Annotated in this window: 19 protein-coding genes, 1 tRNA gene and 1 pseudogene; 8 read left to right on the forward strand and 13 right to left on the reverse strand. The window is 69.1% G+C overall.

Annotation, left to right across the window (positions count from 1 at the left end; translation table 11 throughout):
- Nucleotides 1-102 precede the first annotated feature (102 nt).
- From I8N67_RS13985 to I8N67_RS14000, 4 genes are read right to left on the reverse strand one after another with little or no spacing between them, the layout of a single operon-like run.
- The gene (locus I8N67_RS13985) at nt 103-774 is read right to left on the reverse strand and encodes a response regulator (protein ID WP_200303377.1); all 672 of its coding nucleotides are present in this window, start codon (nt 772-774) and stop codon (nt 103-105) included.
- Nucleotides 771-2,135 (reverse strand): sensor histidine kinase, encoded by a 1,365-nt coding sequence (locus I8N67_RS13990; RefSeq protein ID WP_200303378.1) that lies wholly within the window; start codon nt 2,133-2,135, stop codon nt 771-773. The genes I8N67_RS13985 and I8N67_RS13990 overlap by 4 nt, the downstream gene beginning before the upstream one ends.
- Before the next feature lie 19 nt (nt 2,136-2,154).
- Nucleotides 2,155-2,982, reverse strand: a complete 828-nt coding sequence (locus I8N67_RS13995; protein WP_200303379.1) for an ABC transporter permease — start codon at nt 2,980-2,982, stop codon at nt 2,155-2,157.
- Nucleotides 2,982-3,917 (reverse strand): ABC transporter ATP-binding protein, encoded by a 936-nt coding sequence (locus I8N67_RS14000; RefSeq protein ID WP_200303380.1) that lies wholly within the window; start codon nt 3,915-3,917, stop codon nt 2,982-2,984. The genes I8N67_RS13995 and I8N67_RS14000 overlap by 1 nt, the downstream gene beginning before the upstream one ends.
- A 216-nt stretch (nt 3,918-4,133) precedes the next feature.
- On the opposite strand from I8N67_RS14000, the gene I8N67_RS14005 reads away from it, so the two are divergent.
- A complete protein-coding gene (locus I8N67_RS14005) occupies nt 4,134-5,036 on the forward strand; it encodes a PaaX family transcriptional regulator (RefSeq protein ID WP_200303381.1) in 903 nt (300 codons plus the stop codon).
- A 93-nt stretch (nt 5,037-5,129) separates the two neighbouring features.
- Here I8N67_RS14005 and I8N67_RS44990 read toward each other — a convergent pair.
- Together I8N67_RS44990 and I8N67_RS44195 are read right to left on the reverse strand one after the other, a co-directional pair.
- A pseudogene (locus I8N67_RS44990) lies at nt 5,130-5,717 on the reverse strand (HupE/UreJ family protein); the annotation flags it as partial.
- Between the two features lie 59 nt (nt 5,718-5,776).
- A complete protein-coding gene (locus I8N67_RS44195; RefSeq protein WP_307835233.1) occupies nt 5,777-5,983 on the reverse strand; it encodes a DUF3500 domain-containing protein in 207 nt (68 codons plus the stop codon).
- A 608-nt stretch (nt 5,984-6,591) separates the two neighbouring features.
- Here I8N67_RS44195 and I8N67_RS14020 point away from each other — a divergent pair.
- Nucleotides 6,592-6,664, forward strand: a tRNA-Arg gene (locus I8N67_RS14020).
- Nucleotides 6,665-6,850: 186 nt separating this feature from the next.
- Here I8N67_RS14020 and I8N67_RS14025 read toward each other — a convergent pair.
- The 4 genes from I8N67_RS14025 to I8N67_RS14040 form a co-directional block, all read right to left on the reverse strand.
- On the reverse strand, nt 6,851-8,269 hold the full coding sequence (locus tag I8N67_RS14025; RefSeq protein ID WP_200303382.1) for an ATP-binding protein: 1,419 nt from the start codon (nt 8,267-8,269) through the stop codon (nt 6,851-6,853).
- Between the two features lie 428 nt (nt 8,270-8,697).
- A complete protein-coding gene (locus tag I8N67_RS14030) occupies nt 8,698-9,021 on the reverse strand; it encodes a helix-turn-helix domain-containing protein (protein WP_200303383.1) in 324 nt (107 codons plus the stop codon).
- Complete coding sequence (locus I8N67_RS14035; RefSeq protein WP_200303384.1) at nt 9,021-9,389, reverse strand: type II toxin-antitoxin system RelE/ParE family toxin; 369 nt, start codon at nt 9,387-9,389, stop codon at nt 9,021-9,023. The genes I8N67_RS14030 and I8N67_RS14035 overlap by 1 nt, the downstream gene beginning before the upstream one ends.
- A gap of 218 nt (nt 9,390-9,607) precedes the next feature.
- A complete protein-coding gene (locus I8N67_RS14040) occupies nt 9,608-10,153 on the reverse strand; it encodes a ferric reductase-like transmembrane domain-containing protein (protein WP_200303385.1) in 546 nt (181 codons plus the stop codon).
- Nucleotides 10,154-10,436: 283 nt separating this feature from the next.
- Between I8N67_RS14040 and I8N67_RS14045 the strand changes: the two genes are divergently transcribed.
- From I8N67_RS14045 to I8N67_RS42595, 3 genes are all read left to right on the forward strand, one after another.
- Entirely contained in the window at nt 10,437-11,003 is a 567-nt protein-coding gene (locus tag I8N67_RS14045) for a Uma2 family endonuclease (protein ID WP_200303386.1), read from the forward strand.
- 381 nt (nt 11,004-11,384) lie between these two features.
- Complete coding sequence (locus I8N67_RS14050) at nt 11,385-11,954, forward strand: hypothetical protein (RefSeq protein WP_200303387.1); 570 nt, start codon at nt 11,385-11,387, stop codon at nt 11,952-11,954.
- 260 nt (nt 11,955-12,214) lie between these two features.
- Nucleotides 12,215-12,439 (forward strand): cold shock domain-containing protein, encoded by a 225-nt coding sequence (locus tag I8N67_RS42595; RefSeq protein ID WP_234045647.1) that lies wholly within the window; start codon nt 12,215-12,217, stop codon nt 12,437-12,439.
- 357 nt (nt 12,440-12,796) lie between these two features.
- On the opposite strand, the gene I8N67_RS14055 is transcribed toward I8N67_RS42595, so the two are convergent.
- Entirely contained in the window at nt 12,797-13,687 is an 891-nt protein-coding gene (locus tag I8N67_RS14055; RefSeq protein WP_200303388.1) for a LysR family transcriptional regulator, read from the reverse strand.
- Between the two features lie 134 nt (nt 13,688-13,821).
- On the opposite strand from I8N67_RS14055, the gene I8N67_RS14060 reads away from it, so the two are divergent.
- The 3 genes from I8N67_RS14060 to I8N67_RS14070 are packed head-to-tail and all read left to right on the forward strand — an operon-like array spanning nt 13,822 to nt 15,514.
- A complete protein-coding gene (locus I8N67_RS14060; RefSeq protein WP_200303389.1) occupies nt 13,822-14,274 on the forward strand; it encodes a nuclear transport factor 2 family protein in 453 nt (150 codons plus the stop codon).
- Nucleotides 14,275-14,325: 51 nt separating this feature from the next.
- On the forward strand, nt 14,326-14,622 hold the full coding sequence (locus tag I8N67_RS14065) for a Rossmann-fold NAD(P)-binding domain-containing protein (protein ID WP_234045648.1): 297 nt from the start codon (nt 14,326-14,328) through the stop codon (nt 14,620-14,622).
- Between the two features lie 49 nt (nt 14,623-14,671).
- Nucleotides 14,672-15,514, forward strand: coding sequence for an NAD(P)H-binding protein (locus I8N67_RS14070; protein ID WP_200303390.1), 843 nt, complete (start codon nt 14,672-14,674; stop codon nt 15,512-15,514).
- Between the two features lie 367 nt (nt 15,515-15,881).
- Here I8N67_RS14070 and I8N67_RS14075 read toward each other — a convergent pair whose 3' ends face one another.
- Together I8N67_RS14075 and I8N67_RS14080 are read right to left on the reverse strand one after the other, a co-directional pair.
- Nucleotides 15,882-17,312: a glycoside hydrolase family 43 protein gene (locus I8N67_RS14075; protein ID WP_200303391.1), complete on the reverse strand. Its 1,431-nt coding sequence runs from the start codon at nt 17,310-17,312 to the stop codon at nt 15,882-15,884.
- Between the two features lie 26 nt (nt 17,313-17,338).
- Complete coding sequence (locus I8N67_RS14080; RefSeq protein ID WP_234045649.1) at nt 17,339-18,859, reverse strand: family 43 glycosylhydrolase; 1,521 nt, start codon at nt 18,857-18,859, stop codon at nt 17,339-17,341.
- Nucleotides 18,860-18,863: the final 4 nt, after the last annotated feature.

An 18,863-nucleotide genomic window follows, 5' to 3' on the forward strand; every position in this document is an offset into this window, starting at 1 on the left:
CTGACGGGCCTGACTGGCGGATTCCCCGGTCTTCCGCTCCGCGTCGATCGGAGCCGGTCGTGGGGTGGCTACTGCTCGAACTCACTCGATCTGCCGAGCAGTTCAAGCGCCGGGGCGTACCAGCCCCGCTTCGTAAGCGGTGATCACCGCCTGGATACGGTCACGGGCGCCGAGCTTGGCGAGGACGCGGCCGACGTGCTTCTTCACCGTGGACTCCGAGAGAACCAGCCGTTCGGCGATCTCGGTGTTGGTCCAGCCCTTGGCGATGGCGAGCAGGACCTCGTGTTCGCGCTCGCTGAGCATGCGCAGCCGGGGGTCGTCCTGTGGTTCGGGGGCGGCGGCGGGTGAGAGGACCTGGTGGGCATGGGCGTCGAGCAGACGCCGGGTCAGCCGGGGCGCGACCACGGCATCACCGGACGCCACCGCCCGGATTCCGGCGACGAGTTCCTCGGGGCCGGCGTCCTTGAGCAGGAAACCGCTGGCTCCGGCACGCAGCCCGGCGTAGGCGTACTCGTCGAGGTCGAAAGTGGTGAGGATGAGCACGCGGGTACGGCCGCCCGCGGCGATGATCCGCCGGGTGGCCTCGATGCCGTCCATGCCGGGCATCCGGACGTCCATGAGGATGACGTCGGGACTCAGCTCGGCGGCCATGCGGACGGCCTCAGCGCCGTGCTTCGCCTCGCCGACGCAGGCCATCCCGGGGGTGCCCTGCAGAAGCATGCGGAAGCCGAGCCGCTGAAGAGGCTGGTCGTCGGCGATCAGCACGGTGGTCATGGTGCCTGGTCTCCTGGCGTGGGAAGGGGGGTGGAGGGTGCCTCAAGGGTGACGTCCACGATCCAGCCGGGGCCGTCGCCGCGCGGTCCGGCGGTGACCGTCCCGCCGTACATCTCGGACCGTTGGCGGATGCCGACCAATCCGTGTCCGCCGGAGGTGTTCTCGTCGCTCTCGGTCGGCCCGTGCCGGGGGCCCAGGGGTGGACCCGTGTCGGTGATCCGTACCCGGATCCCGTCCGGGCCGGCGGCCACGGTCACTTGGGCCGCCGCATCGGTCCCGGCGTGCTTGAGGGTGTTGGTCAGGGATTCCTGGACGATGCGGTAGACGGTCAGCTCCACGCCGCTGCCCAGAGCGCAGAGGTCGCCCTCCGTCCGGTAGGAGACGCTCACCCCGGCGGCGCGCACCCGGGCCAGCAGGGTGTCCAGGTCGGCGAGGCCGGGCTGCGGGCCGAGCGGCGCGTCGTCCGGCTTCGAGCCCAACACACCTAGTACGCGGCGCAGTTCGCCCATCGCCTGGCGGCCGGTGTCGCCGATGATGCGCAGGGGCTCGGCGGCATGTTCACCCTGGCTGGCGGCGAGGGTGGCGGCGCCGTCGGCGAGGCCGACCATGACGGCGAGGTTGTGGCCGACGATGTCGTGCATCTCGCGGGCGACGCGAGAACGTTCGGCGGCCGCGATGAGCCGTTCCCGCTGGTCCCGCTCGATCTCCAGCCGGGCCGCCCGGTCCTCCAGTGCCGCCAGGTAGATCCGCCGGGTGCGGAGAGTCAGGCCCAGGGCGATGGCTGCGGTCTCCTGACTCAGCAGCATCACCAGGGCCGCCCAAGGATCGTCCGCCGACAGAAGAAACCACACCGCCACGGACATCTGGGCGCAGGTGACCGCGGCCGCCCAGCCCAGTACACGCAAGGAGCCGCGCAGCGCCACGTTGTGGAGGGCGACGAGGAGACTCACTCCCGCCAGGACCCACAGATCCAGCACCCATGGCACGCAGGCCCCCACGGCCACGAGCGCGAAGACGACGGTCGGCGCCCGGCGCCGCCACCACAGGGGCAGGACGAGCACGACAGTGACCGCGAGCAGGAGGCCGAGGGAGAGATCGGTGCGGCCGGTCACAGCGCCGAACGGGCCCTTGTCGCGCCCCAGCAGTGCGTCGAGCAGGGCCACGGTGGCGGCCAGGGAGACGATCAGGGAATCGAGCAGCCAGGGGTGGCGCCCGTCGGTCCGGCGCAGCAGGCGCTGGGCGCGCAGCAGACGGCCCACGAGCGGATGCGCCCAGGCCGCTTCCAGCCCCAGGGGCGGGGACAGCGGTTCGGGAGCGGCAGGGAGGTGGCCGGCCGCCCCGGGCTCTCTCTCAGTGGTCATCGGTCGCCCGCCCGGGCACTCAGGCGTCGGTCCGGGCCAGTCGGTACGCGGCCCCGGCCAGCGTCACGGCGACGCAGCCGACGAGCGCGACCAGCCCGGCACCGGGGGAGAGCAGATCCGACGACTGTTCCAGGGCGTACATGGCGCTGCCCGCGTTGCTGGGCAGGTACGGGGTGATGTTGTCGGCGAGCGAGTCCGGCAGCAGCGAGGCCAGACCGGGCACGATCAGCAGGAGACCCGCCAGCACGGCGATGCCGCCCGCGGTGGAGCGGACCAGCGCGCCCAGGGCCACGCCCCACATCCCCACCAGGCCCAGGTAGACGCCCGCGCCGAACAGCGCACGCGGCACACCGTCGTCCCCGAAGCCGAGCGCGATGTCGGTGTCCATGAGGGTGAGTCCGCCCAGCTGGAACGCGCCCAGCACGGCGATCGTGGCCGCGGCCGTGCCGACCACGCCGTACACGAGGGCCTTGGACCACAGGACCGGCAGCCGCTTGGGCACGGCCGCCAGCGTGGAGCGGATCATGCCCGTACTGTACTCACCGGCCGCGACCAGGACGCCGAGCACACCGACGGCGAGCGCGGCGAGCGTCACGCCGGTCAGGGCCAGGCCGAGCGCGCTGTCGCCGATGGGCGGCCCGTTCTCACCGCCGGAACCCGGACTGTAGGCGGCGCAGGCCAGCGTCCCGATGACGATCACCATGGCCTGGGCCAGACCGAGGGTGATCCAGCTGGAGCGCAGGGACCAGAACTTGCTCCACTCCGAGCGGAGCACTCCGAGCAGCGTGACCTTGTAGGTGGGCCGGGCCGAGGTGCGGCCCGCGGTGTCAGTGGTTGCGGTGGTCATCAGGCGGCCTTCCTCTGTGTGGCGGTCTCGACGGGAGCGCTCTGGTACTCCACGGCGTCACTGGTGATCTCCATGAACGCCTCCTCCAGGGACACCGTCTGCGGCGTGAGCTCGTAGACCAGGATCCCGTGCTGCAGCGCGATCGAACCGATCTGCCGCGAGTCGAGTCCGCTGACCACCAGCTCCTCGGCGGTGGTGGACGTGACGGTGACATCCGCTCCGGTCAACAGCGGCCGCAACCGCTCCGGCTCGGCGGTGGACACCTTCACACCCCGGCCACCCGCCTGCTCGATGAACGCCTCGACCGTGGTGTCCACGCGCATCCTGCCCCGGCCGATGATCACCAGGTGGTCGGCGATCAACGCGGTCTCGCTCATCAGGTGGGAGGAGAGCATCACCGTACGACCCTCGTCGGCCAGCGAGGACAGGAGGTTGCGCACCCACAGCACACCCTCCGGATCCAGCCCGTTGACCGGCTCGTCCAGCATCACGATCTCCGGGTCGCCCAGCAGCGCCGCCGCGATACCGAGCCGCTGGCCCATCCCCAGGGAGAACCCGCCGACCCGCTTGTGGGCGACCTTCTGCAGACCGGCCAGTTCGATGACCTCATCCACCCTGCGACGCGGAATGCCGTGGGTGAGGGCCAGGGCCTTGAGATGCGCGAAGGCACTGCGACCCGGGTGGACCGCCTTGGCCTCCAGCAGGCTGCCGATCTCCTGCAAGGGCGCGGCGTGCCGGGCATACCGCTTGCCGCCCACCGTCGCCGTTCCACTGGTCGGCCGGTCCAGGCCGATGATCATGCGCATCGTCGTGGACTTCCCGGCCCCGTTGGGCCCGAGGAACCCGGTCACCTGACCAGGCTTGACGGCGAAGCTCAAACCGTCGACCGCCGTCTTGTCGCCGTAGCGCTTGGTCAGTTCCTGTACTTCGATCATGGCTGCGTCGATCCCTGTCTCTGCGTGACTTCCGTGCGCTCGTCGGCCGTGTCACCAACTTATGAGCCACGACCAGTCCCACCCCTGGGACCACGGGAGACACTTTGGGACCGCAGTGGTACCCAGGTACCACTGCGGTTCCGCCACCTGCCAGAACTCCGGGTGCTGTGAACCGCGTGAGCGCGTGCGGGGAGTGCAGGGGATGAGGAGGACGACGTGGCGAGGCTGGTACCTGGGCTCGGTGACATCCGTGAAGGTGAACCAACGGCGAGTGGTGGCGTGGCGTCGGACGCGCCGCGAGGGCCGAGTGCCCATGCCTATCTGCTGTTCGTGCTGGGTGAGTACGCCTTGGACGAGGGTGCCGGAGCCTGGACGCAGACCCTCGTGGATGCCCTGGGCCTGGTCGGGTTCGAGGACAAGGCCGTCCGGAAGGCCCTGAGCCGCTGCGCCCTGGACGGCGTGCTGGTCTCGGAGCGGGTCGGCCGGCGGGCTCGGTGGCAGCTCACCCCGAGAGGCCGCGAGGATCTGCTCGCCGCCGAGGCACGGCTGTTCGCGTCCGGGCCGGAGCACGACTGGGACGGTGAGTGGCTGTTGCTGCTCACCAGCGTTGCGGAGGGCGACCGGCGGCTGCGGCGCCGTCTGCACACCGCCTTGGGCTGGGCCGGATTCGGTTCCCTCGGGCCGGACCTGTGGATCAGTCCGCACGCCTCGCACGCGGACGAGGCCCCCCGGGTGCTGGGCTCCCTGGGCGACCAGGTGACGGGCACCCTGCTGCACGCCCGTCTCGACGATCCCCGAGAACGCCACCGACTGGCCGCCCAGGCATGGGACGTGCAGGAGTTGAACGACCGGTACCAGTCCTTCGTCAAGCGGTTCGTCGACAGCCGACCGCAGACACCGGGCGACGCGCTCGCCGAGTTGTTGCACCTCAACTATCAGTGGCGGCGGCTGCTGTTGGCCGACCCGGGACTACCGCCGACGCTGCTGCCGCCGGACTGGAGCGGCGAGCGAGCCCGCCTCCTGCTCCTCGATCTCCGCGCCAACTGGCAGCGAATCAGCGGCACTTGGTGGGAGCAGCGCGAGGCGGAGCAGGCGGCAGCAAATGAGACGCAGCCTTGACCCTGAATCCGATCCAGTGTCCAATGTGCTCACTTCCCCCTCCTGCGTACGCCATCGGCCGCGTGCCTCCACCAGCGGGGCCGGTATGAGCAGCATGAGGAGGAAGAGCAGGTGGTCGGCGCCCTCGCCCACGTGCTCGATCCCCAGGCCCGCGGTGGTGACGAAGCCCCGCAGCCATGAGCCCTCGCCGGCCGGGACGTTCAAGCTCTTGGTGTCCCAGTCGAGAACTCCGAGGGTCTCGGCGTCGTCCGACTTGAGGATGCCTCGATCGAAGTCGTACCGGACGGTGACGATGACCCGGTGGGTGAGGAGTTCCTCGACGACGAGGTCGTACTTCAGGTCGAAGTCGGTGACCCGGCCGTCCGGTGGGCGGATCGTCAGCGGGTAGACCAGGTGTGCTGTCGCGTCGATGGTACGGACCGCCGGGGTCCCGAGCGCCACCGTCCAGGACGTGCCGTCGGCTCCTCCGGCGGCGATGTGCTCGGCGGCGTACCGCTCCAGGAAAGACCGGTCGGCGCCGAGAACACTGTCCGGCGTGAGCTCGCGGTGCACTGCGATCGCCAGCCGGTCGATGGGCAGCTGCACCTCGCCCTCGACGCGGTCCTCGTGGACGTCGAGCAGCACAGCGGAGGTGCTCATCGGATGGGCGCCGGCCGACGGCACCGGGCCGCCGACCAGCATCACTGCCGCGAGCGCGAGCACACCCAGGAGTCGGCGCACGGCGTGTGTCCCGGACACCGTCACTCCCAGCCGTAGTCAGCAGTCTCGTCCCGGAAGATCGTGTGCTGGTGGATGCCGTCGGTGGAAGCGCCGGACTGGTTGGAGAACTCGACCCAGGCGGACGGCCCGTCGAGACGGACGTACGTCTGGTCGTTGTCGAGGGTCGTGCCGCCGCTCCAGCCGATGTAGGTCTCGTCCGAGATCGACCGGACACTGCGGTCGGCCACGGTGGCCGTGGCTGCCGTTGAGGGAAAGGGCCAGGAACTGGCTCCCTCCGACGTGATGGCGCAGGCTCCGGATCTCTGGCGCCCGGAGATACCCGGTGAGATGCACACCACCAGCCAGGCGAACCTCCCTCGCCCCTCTTGACCGGCTGTTGGAGCGTGCCGACTGACGCCAGTGCGTCGAGGCCTGGCAGCCACCCGAAGTTGCTTCAGCGCCCCGGCGGCGGAACCCGGCCGCACCCGGTGTGACCAGGGCCGTTCCGGCTGTCCAGGACGGTCTTCGGCCACCAGGGGCCGATGGTGAGGCGGGGTGTCCGGCCGGCTTCGTCCTCGCCCGGAACTCGACCGGCCGCGCACCGCACCAGGAGGGAGCCCCCACGTTCAGCCACACGGCCTGACCGCCCCCTCCGCCCCGCTCCGAGACACCAGCGCCCGTCGCAGCCCCGATCCGGTACCCTGTGGATCGAGCGCCCCGGCGGGCGCTGCGGCGCGTCACGCGGGCTCCGCCCACCACCTCGCCGCAGTACCTGCCCCAGGTCGCTCAGGGCTTGCCCGAGAGACCTGGCCACGACCCGTACACCGAGTTCCGCGCAAGGTTTCGCCCAAGCCCCGCCTTCGTAGCTCAGGGGATAGAGCACCGCTCTCCTAAAGCGGGTGTCGCAGGTTCGAATCCTGCCGGGGGCACAACTCATTACGCCGCTGACCTGGGGTTTCTCCCCCAGGGAGGCGCTCTATTCGGCCTCGGGCTCCTCGTCTGGGGCCGTTTGCGTGAGCGGGAGGACGTCACCGTCGCAGTGGGCCGGAGGCTCGGCCGACCCATGTTGGGGCGACAGGCCATGGGCACCTGGCACCCGCACGTATTCCGGCATGCTAGGAGGGCCACGCCGCGAGGAGTTCCGCCGGGCCGTACGCAGCGTCGAGCCCCGCGCAGTCGGTCCCGCTGCGCGAGACAGCGATCACAGGCACGGGAGCAGGCGTGAGCGCGGCGCGGTGCCGGTGCAGAGCCGCGAGATCGTGCCGGTCGAACGGGGAGTTCTCCAGCCACTTCACCGAGCCGACGAACACCAGCTCCTTGGCGATCGGCGCGCGGTCCGCTCCCACGATGTCGATCTCCACATCGTTGGTACGGGTCCAGTACCCGCCGATGGCGGGGGCGGCGGGGAGGTTCGCGTCGGGCAGCAGCCGTGCCAGCGCCTCGCGCACCAGAGGTTCAATGGCCCTGCCACGCCAGCTGGTCCAGCTTTCACGGATGCGCCGCAGCGTCAAGTCACCCCGGCCCCGCTCGATCTCGTCCATCGACGGACCCAGGAGCTTCAGCCAGAAGCGGAGGTAAGGATCCGCGACCCGGTAGCGACGATCTTTCGAAGGCCGCGTGGACACGGGAAGCTCCGCCGCGATCACCCGCTTGTCCACAAGGATCCCCAGCGACCGCTGTAGTGGGGTCGCCCCGATCCCGCCGGCGGCGCGGGCAATATTGGAGAACGTCCGCTCACCGCTGCCGATCGCCGAGAGGACGGTGCGGGCTTGGACCTGCTGGGGGAACTCCGCAGCAAGCGAGCGCTCCGCCGACACCAGCAAGGCCGAGACCGGATCGCTGAGCGCCGCCTGCAGGAACTCCCACATTCCGGCGCCGCGCGTCCACTCCGCACAGATCAGAGGCAGTCCACCGGTGATCAAGGCCGCATCGAAGGCCGAGGCAGGATCGAGGCCGAGCATCTCGCCCACCTCCGCCGGGTTGAGCGGACCCAGCGCCATTTCCCGTCCACGCTGATGGAACGGGCGTCCGTAGCTGTTCAGCGCCTCCATCATCGACAGGTCGGAACCGATGAGCACCAGGAGAACCGGCTTCTTCTCCAGCACGCGGTCCCAGGCCCGCTGAAGCATGCCCTCGAAGGCGCCCTCCGCATCCATCAAATAGGGCACCTCGTCCATGACCACCACGCTCGCCCGGTCGTGCGGCAGTGCCGCCGCCAGTACGTCGAAGGCCGCATCCCAGCTCGCCGGGCGGGCCGCGGACAGCAGATTCGCCAGCGGAAGGCTGGACGACCGCGCATCCTGGCCGAGCCGCTCCAGGTCCGCCCCCGGCGACGCTCCTGTGGCGGCAAAGAAGAGGAACGGCGCACCGGACCTCTCGGCGAACCGCTCCACCAACCGCGACTTACCCACCCGGCGGCGCCCTCGAAGCATCACGCACCGCCCGGGCCGCTCCCCACCGACCCCGGCCGTCACCTTGCCGAGCTCGCGATCCAGTGTCTCGAGCTCGTGCCGCCTGCCCACGAAATCTGCCATGCTGCCTCCCCAGTGCCACGCAACCCGCAGATACTAACATCACAGTTGGCAACATTAACGTTAGTTACAGGATGGGAGTCGGAGAGATGCTACTCCCCCGGTGCACTCACGGGAGAAGGTCAGCCTTCCGCGCCCCAGCATGGTCCGCCAATGGACGCCCCACGGTCACCGGATGCGTGAGCGGCGCGTGAGCGGACTGCGTAACAGGAGCAGTCCTGAGTCGGATGAGCCGGCCGTGCCACGCAGCGCCGATCAGGCAGAAGAGCACCACGCGGCACAACCAAGCACCACCCGGCAGAGATTCGACCCCACTCCTAAAGCGGGTGTCGCAGGTTCGAATCCTGCCGGGGGCACAGAGAGAAGAGGGCACCTACGGACTTTCGTAGGTGCCCTTCGGGATCCAGGGCCGACGGCCGCTTGCCAGAGGCTCAGGCGGCGTGCGGGGTGAAGGTGACATGCGAGTCGCCTTCGTCGATGGTCAGGTTCAGTGTGCCGTCCAGGGCCTTGGCCAAGCGCCGCAGCAGCGGGAGAGTCGGTACGGTGTCGCCGCCCTCCATCCGGGAGACCTGGGGCTGAGTCATCCCGGCCCGCTCTGCCAGCTCCGCCTGGGACAGGCCGAGCTCGATCCGACGGTTGTAGACCGCCTGCCCAAGATCGCCGGCCAGCCGCGCGTCGACGTACTCCTGGTCGTACTCCACCGCCTCGCCCGCAAGCTGCCGGATCCGGCGCGTCCTCCACGTGCTGTGATTCATCAGCTCTCCTTGCGCCGCTCGTACCTGTGCTCGGCATGGCCATGCTCGGCCTCGCAGACCTTCTGGGCCTGGTGCCCACGCTCGACTTCCGCCGCTTCACGCATCCTCGTCTTACGGAAGACCGTCAGCAGCACGATCCGCTTCCCGGGCGCGAGCCAGTACGGAATGCGTACGGCTTCGCCGTCCAACTCGAAGCGGAGCTCACGTAGCTTGCCACCCAGGTGCCGCGAGTACGGCTCGCCGAGGGTCGTCGGCTCGTCCAGCAGTCGGTCCGTCTTGTCCTCGACCCGCCGATAGAGGCGGAACGGAAGCAGCTCCAGCCAATCCCGTACCTCGGGTTCGATCTCGATCTCCCACCGCTCCGTCATGCAATCAACGGTATATACCTCCAAGTACATAACGCAAGCCGCCGCGGACCTCGGAGCTGCGCCGCCCCATGCCGCGCTGCCACCTCCACCCGCCCGAAAAGGTCGCTGCCGCCAGCCCGTCCAGAACGGATTCGGCACACATGAGGCCGGGAAGCCTCGCGAACACGTGAGAACCGCCGAGTGGAGTTTCCCCAGGCAAGACAGCTAGCAGCAGACGTTTACGCAGGCCACAGCCCCACCCAGGGAAAACTCCTAAAGCGGGTGTCGCAGGTTCGAATCCTGCCGGGGGCACAGCGCGATACGTCGCTGACCTGGGGTTTCTCCCCTGGGGAGGCGCTCTGTTCGGCCTTGGACTCCTCGTCCGGGGCCGATTGCGTGAGCGACGGGTAGTGCTCGGCTTGTAGCGGGTCCGTATGCGCAGGTCTGGCGTCGGGCCCCTTTCCGGTTCGGGGCAGGCCGAACTTCTCGGCATGTACCTGTCTCGCGAGGACCTGCGCGTCTCGTAGGCCGACGAGCACGGCCGTGGTCATGGCGGGCGGGCCGCAGACGTACGCGTCTGGTTCGGTGATGTCGGGGACCATGTGGTGCAGGCTGTCCGAGCCGAACGGCGGTGGGGCGCCGCGCTCGCCGATTCTGCCGGTGAGCATGCACAGCCGTCCGTCCCGTCGCGCGATCAGGTGGCGTACCTCGTTCAACAGCACGGCGTCGGCCTCGCTGCGAACCCGGTACAGCACGACGGCGTCGCCAGTCGCCTCCTCCAGCATGGCCCGGCACCGACGTGATCCCCCACGCCGCCGGCGATCAGCAGAGCGCCGGGCCGGCCGCTGCCGCGCTCCTCGCGTTGGTCACCAGGTCAGAGGTGCCGCCGACCTGTTCCGTCCCCTGGTGACAATCCACCGCGCCGCCTCCTCACTTGTCGTGGGCCGGCTGATCGGATGCCAGCCGACGGGGAGGGGTGTGAGCGAGATCAGCATGCCGGACGGACGTCAAACAGTACGCTGAGTCCAGTGGGATCGGGTCCGCAGAACAGCGTCCGGGAGGTGCTTCATGACGGCCGAGATGGTGGCCCCTGCGTGGATGCATGAGCAGATCACGGCGGCAGAGTACGAGTCCTGGTCCGAAGAGCAGTGCGCCGGTATCGAGATCGTGGACGGGATGGTCGTCGTGAGTCCGAGTGCGTCCAAGCGGCACAACCGTCTGGCCCGGATTCTGGCGAACTCCCTGGATGCCACCGCGGGCCCGGAGTGGAACGCCGACACGGACTTCGACGTCCGCCTTCAAGACGTCCCGCTCACCAATCGCCGCCCGGACGTCGTCGTGTACCGCGCAGACACGATCGACATCAACCCCACCCGTCCTGAGCACGTGCTGCTGGTCGCGGAGGTGGTGTCGCCGGGTTCGGAGACCACCGACCGGATCGTGAAGGTCGACCAGTACGCCAAGGCAGGCATCGGCTTCTACTGGCGGATCGAGCAGGCCGCGACAGGCGTTCCCCTCGTGTACACCTACGTTCTCGACCCCGCGACGAAGACCTACCGGGACGGAGACGTGTTCACCGGCGTCCTGAAGGTAGCGGCCCCCTTCCCGGTGGAGATCGACCTCGGCCAGATCTGACCCACGCGCTGCAGAGCAGCCGGCAGCGCGTGAGCGATGCGTGAGCGATGCGTGAGCGATGCGTGAGCGATGCGTGAGCGGACGGCCCGACGCAGGGCGGCATGAGCCGGATCAAGTGGCTGTGGAGCTGCACGGCTCCTACCGACTGGCGAGCACAGGGCATCCGGGCTCAGGACACCGTCGCCGGCTCAAAGGTGCTCCGCCGCGCGAGGCACGCCCAGTGGCGGCTGCCAGGGCCGCGCCGATCCGGTTCCGCCCTGTCCGGCATGAGCATGTCGCTAGTGGCAGACTGCATGGGACTGTGAGTGACAGGGGGCGCCAGTGAGCAAGAGGAAAGTACGGAAGATGCTGCGGGAGATGGCAAGCGGGGAGCCCGTTCAGATGACCGTTTCCGCGTGGTCATGGAAGCGCCTCGCCCGACTCGCCTTCATCGCCGAGCAGTTCGGGTACGAGTACGCGGACCTGCAGCTGACCGGTGACAACAAGTTCGCCCTGTTCATCGTGCCCGACCTCAGCCCGCAGGGCCGGCAGCGCGCTGCGCAGAACCGGGCGCGGTACCCCGACGCCGGCGAGGGTATAGCGCTGCCGCCCGTCGTGCCGGACGCGATCGATCTCCTCAAGGCCCGCATGGTGGTCGACACCGGCAGTCAGTACACCGACAAGCTGCGGATGGGGCTACTGGTCTTCTTCCTCACCGCGTCCGCCGCGGCCATCTGCTTCAGGCTGCGAGCGGACACCGCCGCGGTCGCCATCGTCGGCATCGTCTGGGCCGCGCTCATGGCCCTGCTGCCCGTCCTGCTCGTCTACAGCCGACGTTACAGAGCCAAGTACGCCACTCAACTGCAGGCTGCCGGGTTCACACCGGCGATCGACCCGAGCGGGCGGCTGCGGTATGTGCCGCCGGGCGGGCAGCTTCCCGGACACGGCAATCCGTTCGCCGGAGGGGCGTAGGGGCCGTGCCCGGTGGGGCCCAGCGGCGGCCCCGTCCGTCGACTCCCCAGCTCGCTGAAGATCGGTCGACGAGTCGCTGTGCCAGAACCGTGCCAGATCGTGCGGGGAACCACGGGCAATGGCGGGGCCAGGCCGCCGATCAGTCAGGCCCCGTAGCCGCTCCGCCGCATGTCAGCCCAGCAGCCACCCGTAGATGACCCGAGCTTCCCAAGCTGAGGTGCCGGGCGCGTCGGCGTAGAGGCAGCCGTAAGATTCCGTCCATGGTGACTGCGACTGTCCGTGAGTGGCACGACGAGGAAGGGTGGGGGGTACTCGACTCTCCCGAGACGCCCGGCGGTTGTTGGGGCCACTACGCCGACATCCAGACGAAGGGCTTCCATACGCTGTCGCCGGGACAACGTGTCGATCTCCGGTGGGAAGCCCCTGGCTTCAAGCAGGACGGCTACACCTACCGCGCAGTGAGCATCGTTCCTCGGCCTGCCTGACATCCACGGCTGACATCAACGGCGGCGTACGCTCACGGCCACCAGCGGTCCACTACGCCACCGCACCCTTTACTGGTGGAGTCGATCAAGGAGCGCGTTGACGCGCGTGACGTGTCCGGCTACATCGCGGCCGCCGCCGCTCATCAGGACGCCATGGACCGACTGCGGGAGTTGGCCGAACGTCTCGAAGACGAGCACGGCGCCGTGACGGAGACGAGCAGCAGGCAGCGCTGGACCGCATCACCGCCATCGACGGCTGGCATGACGAGCAGAGATGGTCATCAGCCGGAAGCCCCCTGTCCGGCCGTCGTCCGGGCCGCACCTGCCACGCGGAGAGGAGGGCCTGACCCAACGGTGTCACAACGCGATGGGGCCGAGGTCCGCGGCCGTTTCGGCCAGTGCGCGGATGGTCGGGTTGTCGGCGGTTGACCGCCAGGTGAGAGCCCATTGGAGGGTGGGGGCGTCGTGGACGGGCAGGAAGACGATGCCAGGGGGGTTGTTGTATCGGGCGGCGATTTCGCCCAGCGGCTGGACGCACTCCCCGGAGGCGACCAGCGAAAGGATCTCGTGGAAGGTCCGGGCGACCGGCCCACGCGGGACGCGTCGGCCGAGCGGCGTACGCGTGGGGACCATGGACGCCACCCAGTACTCGGGGGCGTTGGGACCGAAGTCGACGACGCGGTTGTCTCCGAGGTCCTCCAGCGACGCGGCGCCGCGTGCGGCCAGTGGATGGTCTGCCGACACGGCCAGCACGCGGACTCCGGTCAGTACGGTGGGTCCCACCGTGAGATCCGGCTCGGCGACGGGCAGCCACAGCACGTGGACGTCATGCTCGCCGGTGCGCAAGGCGGTGAACGGATCGCTGCCGTTGATCTCACCGAACTGGATGTCGCTGCCGGGACAGCGAGTGCGGAACGCGTCGACGAGAGGGCGCAGTTCGTGTCCGGCGTGACCGAACACGCCCAGCCGTAGCGTCTGGCCCACGCCCGCCCCGGCTGCTTGGGCCCGGGCGAGCCCGGCGTGGAGGAGGTCGACGGCCTGCTGGAGGTCTTCGCGGAGGCGTCGGCCGACGGGCGTCAGGGCCACACGTCGGCTGGTGCGGTGGAACAGGGCGACGCCGAGGCGACGTTCCTGCCTGCTGATGGCCTGACTGACGCGGGCCTGGGACACACCAAGCCGCTCGGCGGTGCGGCCGAAGTGCAGTTCCTCGGCCAACGTCAGGAAGATCTCTATCTCGCGCAGCTCCATACATAACCCCCGCATTATGGATAGCCCCACGAATCTTATCTTGTTCGGTCGCTGACCTGCATCGATGCTGGAAACACAGACCCCACCGGGCAGGCGGAGCGCGCCTGACCCATCGTCGACGAGGCAGGGTATCGATGAGTGACATGCAGGCCCTCGCTGACCGCTTCGAGATCGAGGCGCTGCGCGCCGAGATCACCGACGCGGTGATGATGCGCGACTACGACCGTGTCGCATCGCTGTTCACTCCCGAGGGCGCCATGCGCTGGCCGCACATCGACAAGGAGTTCGCCGGCCAGGAGGAGATCCGCGCGGGGATCGAATGGGGGCAGGGGCTCTGGGAGTTCTTCGTGCAGAACGTCCATCCGGGCGTCATCCGGCTGGACGGCGACACCGCGGTCGGCCGTGCGTACATCCAGGAGTTCGGGCGGATGCGTGACGGCAGCTCGCACCTGAACTACGCCCTCTACCACGACCGTTACGAGCGCACCCCTGACGGCTGGAAGTTCAGCGAACGCGTCTACGAGGTCAGGTACATGGACTCGTCCCCGCTCGCGGGCTCCCCGCCGCCCAAAGCGCCGGTGGCGTAGGCACGTCGGCGGCAACTCACCCACCATCCGCCTCTCGAAACGGATGCTGACATGGACATGATCGATTCGGTACGGACCTCAGTGCTGATCACCGGAGCCAACAAGGGACTCGGCGCCAAGGTGGTCATGGTCCCGCTGGACGTCACCTCCGACACGTCGGTGGCCGACGCCGTACGACTCGTCCGCGAGCACACCGACCGGCTGGACGTGCTGATCAACATCCGGAACAACCGCACCGGCCGGCTGACAGTCACCGAAGGCACCGACTCGATCGTCGGACTCGCGACGCTCGACGCGGACGGCCCGACCGGGATCTTCATCGACCGCCTCGGCCCCGTCGCGTGGTGACCGCACCTCGCCCCAACACATCCGCGCATCGAGCGAAGGGGTAACCATCATGATCCTGATCACCGGAGCCAATGGCGTCGTAGGACGTCAGGTGATGAACCAGCTGGCGCAGGAGGGCACGGCCGTCACCGCGGTCACGCGTGGAAACGGCGAGGCCCCGCTCCCCGACGGTGTGGCAGCCGTCCGCGGAGACCTGTTCCACCCCGAGTGGATCGAGGCGGCGCTGGAAGGAGTGGAAGCACTGCAGATCAGCCCGCGCGCCGCCGGTCCCGGCCTCGGCGAACTGCTGAGGCTCGCCGCCGAGCAAGGCGTACGGCGCGCGGTGCTGCTGTCGGCCACCACCGTGGAGTACCCGGCGGGGGAGGCCCGCTTCGCCGCCCAGTTCGAGCAGGCCGAGGAACTCGTCATGCGCTCGGGCCTGGACTGGACGATCCTCCGCCTGGCCGACTTCGCCGCCAACGCGCTGGCCTGGGCACCCCAGATCAGGGCCGGTGACGTGGTGCGCGGTGCGTACGGCCGTGCCGCCACCTCTCCCATCCACGAGACCGACATCGCGGCGGTCGCCGTACGCGCTCTGCGGGGCAGCCTTCGCATGAAGGCGGTCCACACACTGACCGGGCCGCAGTCACTGGACCAGGTCGAGAAGGTACGGCTCATCGGCGCCGCCACAGGCCGGAGGCTGTCCTTCCAGGAGCTCCCGCCCGAGCAGGTACGGCAGGGCATGCTCGCCCAGGGGCTGCCCGAGGAAATCCCCGCCCGGCTGCTCGGCTCTCTCGCCGATTACGCCGACCGGCCGGGCCCCACCACCAGCACGGTGGAAGACCTGGTGGGCCGGCCCGCACTCACCTTCGCCGACTGGGCACACGACAACGCACCCGCCTTCGGCGGCTGATCACCGCCGTGCAGCCGACGCCGCCGCACGGCGGCATGGTCCACGTCCTGGACGTCCCATGGCCGCCGGATGCGTGAGTGGCGCGTAGGAGATCCGCACCAGGAGATCAGAAATGCCTCACGCCGCGCCGCGGTGGCTGGACCCGCTGGACCCTGCGGCGGGCCGCTGAGCGCTTGCGTGCGTAGGTCACCACCGCCGGGCGGGGACCAGCGCTCCGGCCGACGGCACTCTCCCCCGGTGATGTGGACCCTGGGCACTGAGGACGGAAATACTCGGACGCAGGATCCTGCGTACCGGATGGCTCACGGGCGGGATGCCGGCGCCCTCCCCGCTGGAGGGTGGGCGCCGGCATCGCTGTCGGTGCGGGTCAGCTCGTCACGCGGAAGGTGGCGTCGCCGCGCCCCGTCGCGTTGGTGATCGGCTCGAGCTTCAGCTCGTACGCGTAGTGGCGGATGTAGCGGTCGGGGTGGTTGTAGGACTGGAAGGACGACCATGTCGCGTCGGCGAGGCCGGCGACCTTGTTGAAGGTGGCGTCCTGGGCGAACTGGCTGGTGCCGTCGTTGTGGACGAGCTGGAAGTCGAATCCGGAGTGCCGCAGGAAGTACCCGGGGAAGTTCACCGACTCGAAGGAGACGGTGCCGGAGCCGACCAGTCCGGGCCGCAGCCTGAACTTGGCGTCGTCGTTGGTGATGTTCTGGTCGATGCGTACGTCGAAGTTGCTGTGACGGACGTACCGGTCCTGGAAGTTGTACGACTGGAGCCGGTTGGCCGGGGTGTTGGCGAAGCGGGCCAGGACGCGGGTCTCCTCGGCGGCCGTCAGGTTGAGGATCCAGCCGTGGCGCTTCTTGGTGCCGCCCATGTTGTAGCTTCCCGACGTCTGCTTCTGGTAGGCGGCGGGGTTGGACGGGTCGGTCGTCAGGACCGGCATGTAACCGCCGCCCGAGGCGTACTGGTCGAGGTAGAGGCCCCACTTGTTGGTGCCGTTGAACTTCATCCACATCGGGCCCTCGACCATCGACCCGGTGAGGCCGATACCGGAGAGGTTGCCGAGGTTGGTCCACGTACCGAGGATCGAGTCGCTGCCTTCGAGGGTGATCTGGCCGTCGCCGGAGGCCCGTACGTAGCGGTAGTTACCGACGCCGGACGGCACCTCGATGATCTGGGTGTCGATGATCTCCTGCGCGCCGGGGCGTTCGATGTAGGTCTGCGGGGTGGTGATGGTGCGGAAGTCGCTGGTGCGGGCGTAGTAGATGCGGTGCTTCGTCACGCCGTTGAGAGGCACGTTCGTCGCCCAGTACAGGACGTAGTCGTTGGTCGCCGGGTTCCAGATCGCCTCCGGCGCCCACGCGTTGCGCCCGTCGGGGATCGCGCCGGCGACGTTCAGCAGCCGCGGCGCCGACCAGGTGGCCAGGTCGGTCGACTCCCACACCACGAGGTTGCGGCTGCCGTTGTTGATGGACGAGCTCCACGTCTGCCCGCAGTCGATGCACAGGTCGGTCGCGATGATCCAGTACTTGCTGCCGTCGGGAGAACGCACCAGTGCGGGGTCGCGCACGCCCTTCGTGCCGACCGTGGAGCGCAGGGCCATGCCGCCACCGTTGAGGTCGGACCAGTTGACGCCGTCCGTGCTGTGCGAGAGGTACATCTGCTGATTGGTCGACCCCTCCCCCGTGAAGTGCACCATCAGGTAGCCCGGGTCGGCGGCGGCGGCCCGCTCGGGTGTGATCAGGGCTTGGGAGGTGAAGAGCAGACAGGCGGCGACCAATATCGCCGACAGTCTGGAGAGTAGAGCGCGCATGGGCGTTTCCTGTCTTTCTCTGGCTTTCACGTGCGTGACCACTGGGAGCTGGTGGCGGTGCCACAGGTTCGCTGTTCGAGCGGGGCGGCGTCCGCGGTCGAGGCGCCGACGACGTTGACGCACTTGCCGCTGTGGCGGGCTTCGAGCTGGTTGTATCCGTCGGCGGCGACCCACTGGAACTGCTGGTTCCGGCCGGAGTGGCAGGGGTACTGGATGAGGCCGGCGCCGTCGGCGGTGGACACGCCGCTGACGTCCAGGCACTTGCCGCTGTTGAGGCTCTCGATCTGGAAGTAGCCGTCGCCCACGTCGACGAAGCGCCACTTCTGCCAGGGCATGCCGTTCGAGGCGTACTGGCCGATCTTCGCGCCGTCGTCGGTGTTGGGTGCCTGGACGTCCATGACCTTGCCGCTGTTGCGGTTGGTCAGCCGGTAGTACGTCACCGTGGGCTCGCCGGACGGGACGGTGAGCGCGCTGCCCGTGGCCACCGGCACGCCGAGGTTCGGTGACCCGTCCGCGTTCCAGGTGATCTTCTGGATCCGGGTGGTACGGGTGGTGCCGCAGCCCTGGGACGAGGAGGAGTTGGCGTGGTGGACGATCCAGTCCTCGGTGCCGTCCGGGGACCGGAAGAAGCCGTTGTGGCCCGGACCGTACACGTCGGCCGCGTCATCGCGCTGGAAGGCCGGCTCCGCGCTCTTGACCCAGGAACTCGCGTTCAGCGGGTCGCCGCCGCTCAGGGTGAGCAGGCCCAGCTTGTAGTCCGGGCCCTGGCAGGCGCTCGCCGAATAGGTGAGGAACGTCTTTCCGTCGTGCTGCACCGCGACCGGGCCCTCGTTCATCGGGGCGCCCTGCTTCTCCCAGGAGTAGGTCGGGGTGGAGATCCGCGTACGGGAGCCGGTCACGGTCCACGGATCGTTCAACTCGGCGATGTAGATGCTCGGATCGGATCCGGCCCACTGCGGCGTCGGCACCCCCGACCAGGTGAGGTACAGCCGGCCGTTGATGGTGACGACGCTTCCGTCGATGCCCCACCAGTCGTTCGCACCGAAGATCATGCCCTTGTACGCGTACGGGCCGAGCGGGTCGGTGCCGGCGCTCTCCAGCACGTGCACGCGCTGGTCCTCGATGTCGCCCGTACCGGCGGAGTAGTAGATGTACCAGCGTTTGCCGTTGGGCCCGTCCAGCAGGTGCATCTCCGGGGCCCAGACGAAGCGGTCACGGCCGGCGGCGTGGGCACTGAACACGGGCACCGGCGCGGCCGCCTTCAGCGCCTCGATCGTGGGCGCCTTGCGCATCGTCAACGGCCCGCTGTACGGCGTCGTCATCTCGTAGTAGTTGCCGTTGTAGTACGTCATGTACGGGTCCGCGCCGGAACTGTTGAGCGGGTTCGTGAACGTCGCCGTAGCCGCCTGCGCTTCGGGTGCGGCCGCCACCGTCCCGACCGTCGCTCCGCCGACGAGGACGCCGAGGACGGCGAGAGCCGTCGTGGTGGCGGACAGTCGGCGGACGCGAGAAGAGCTCCCCGGCATCCACGCCGTGGAAATGCGCATGACA

The sequence above is a fragment of the Streptomyces adelaidensis genome (assembly GCF_016598475.1).
Taxonomy (GTDB): Bacteria; Actinomycetota; Actinomycetes; order Streptomycetales; family Streptomycetaceae; genus Streptomyces; species Streptomyces adelaidensis.

Coding starts and splice junctions, on each gene's coding strand:
- I8N67_RS13985 (WP_200303377.1), bottom strand. CDS start 774: ATGACCACCGTGCTGATCGCCGACGACCAGCCTCTTCAGCGGCTCGGC.
- I8N67_RS13990 (WP_200303378.1), bottom strand. CDS start 2,135: ATGACCACTGAGAGAGAGCCCGGGGCGGCCGGCCACCTCCCTGCCGCT.
- I8N67_RS13995 (WP_200303379.1), bottom strand. CDS start 2,982: ATGACCACCGCAACCACTGACACCGCGGGCCGCACCTCGGCCCGGCCC.
- I8N67_RS14000 (WP_200303380.1), bottom strand. CDS start 3,917: ATGATCGAAGTACAGGAACTGACCAAGCGCTACGGCGACAAGACGGCG.
- I8N67_RS14025 (WP_200303382.1), bottom strand. CDS start 8,269: ATGGCAGATTTCGTGGGCAGGCGGCACGAGCTCGAGACACTGGATCGC.
- I8N67_RS14030 (WP_200303383.1), bottom strand. CDS start 9,021: ATGAATCACAGCACGTGGAGGACGCGCCGGATCCGGCAGCTTGCGGGC.
- I8N67_RS14035 (WP_200303384.1), bottom strand. CDS start 9,389: ATGACGGAGCGGTGGGAGATCGAGATCGAACCCGAGGTACGGGATTGG.
- I8N67_RS14040 (WP_200303385.1), bottom strand. CDS start 10,153: ATGCTGGAGGAGGCGACTGGCGACGCCGTCGTGCTGTACCGGGTTCGC.
- I8N67_RS14045 (WP_200303386.1), top strand. CDS start 10,437: ATGACGGCCGAGATGGTGGCCCCTGCGTGGATGCATGAGCAGATCACG.
- I8N67_RS14050 (WP_200303387.1), top strand. CDS start 11,385: ATGACCGTTTCCGCGTGGTCATGGAAGCGCCTCGCCCGACTCGCCTTC.
- I8N67_RS42595 (WP_234045647.1), top strand. CDS start 12,215: ATGGTGACTGCGACTGTCCGTGAGTGGCACGACGAGGAAGGGTGGGGG.
- I8N67_RS14055 (WP_200303388.1), bottom strand. CDS start 13,687: ATGGAGCTGCGCGAGATAGAGATCTTCCTGACGTTGGCCGAGGAACTG.
- I8N67_RS14060 (WP_200303389.1), top strand. CDS start 13,822: ATGAGTGACATGCAGGCCCTCGCTGACCGCTTCGAGATCGAGGCGCTG.
- I8N67_RS14065 (WP_234045648.1), top strand. CDS start 14,326: ATGGACATGATCGATTCGGTACGGACCTCAGTGCTGATCACCGGAGCC.
- I8N67_RS14070 (WP_200303390.1), top strand. CDS start 14,672: ATGATCCTGATCACCGGAGCCAATGGCGTCGTAGGACGTCAGGTGATG.
- I8N67_RS14075 (WP_200303391.1), bottom strand. CDS start 17,312: ATGCGCGCTCTACTCTCCAGACTGTCGGCGATATTGGTCGCCGCCTGT.
- I8N67_RS14080 (WP_234045649.1), bottom strand. CDS start 18,859: ATGCGCATTTCCACGGCGTGGATGCCGGGGAGCTCTTCTCGCGTCCGC.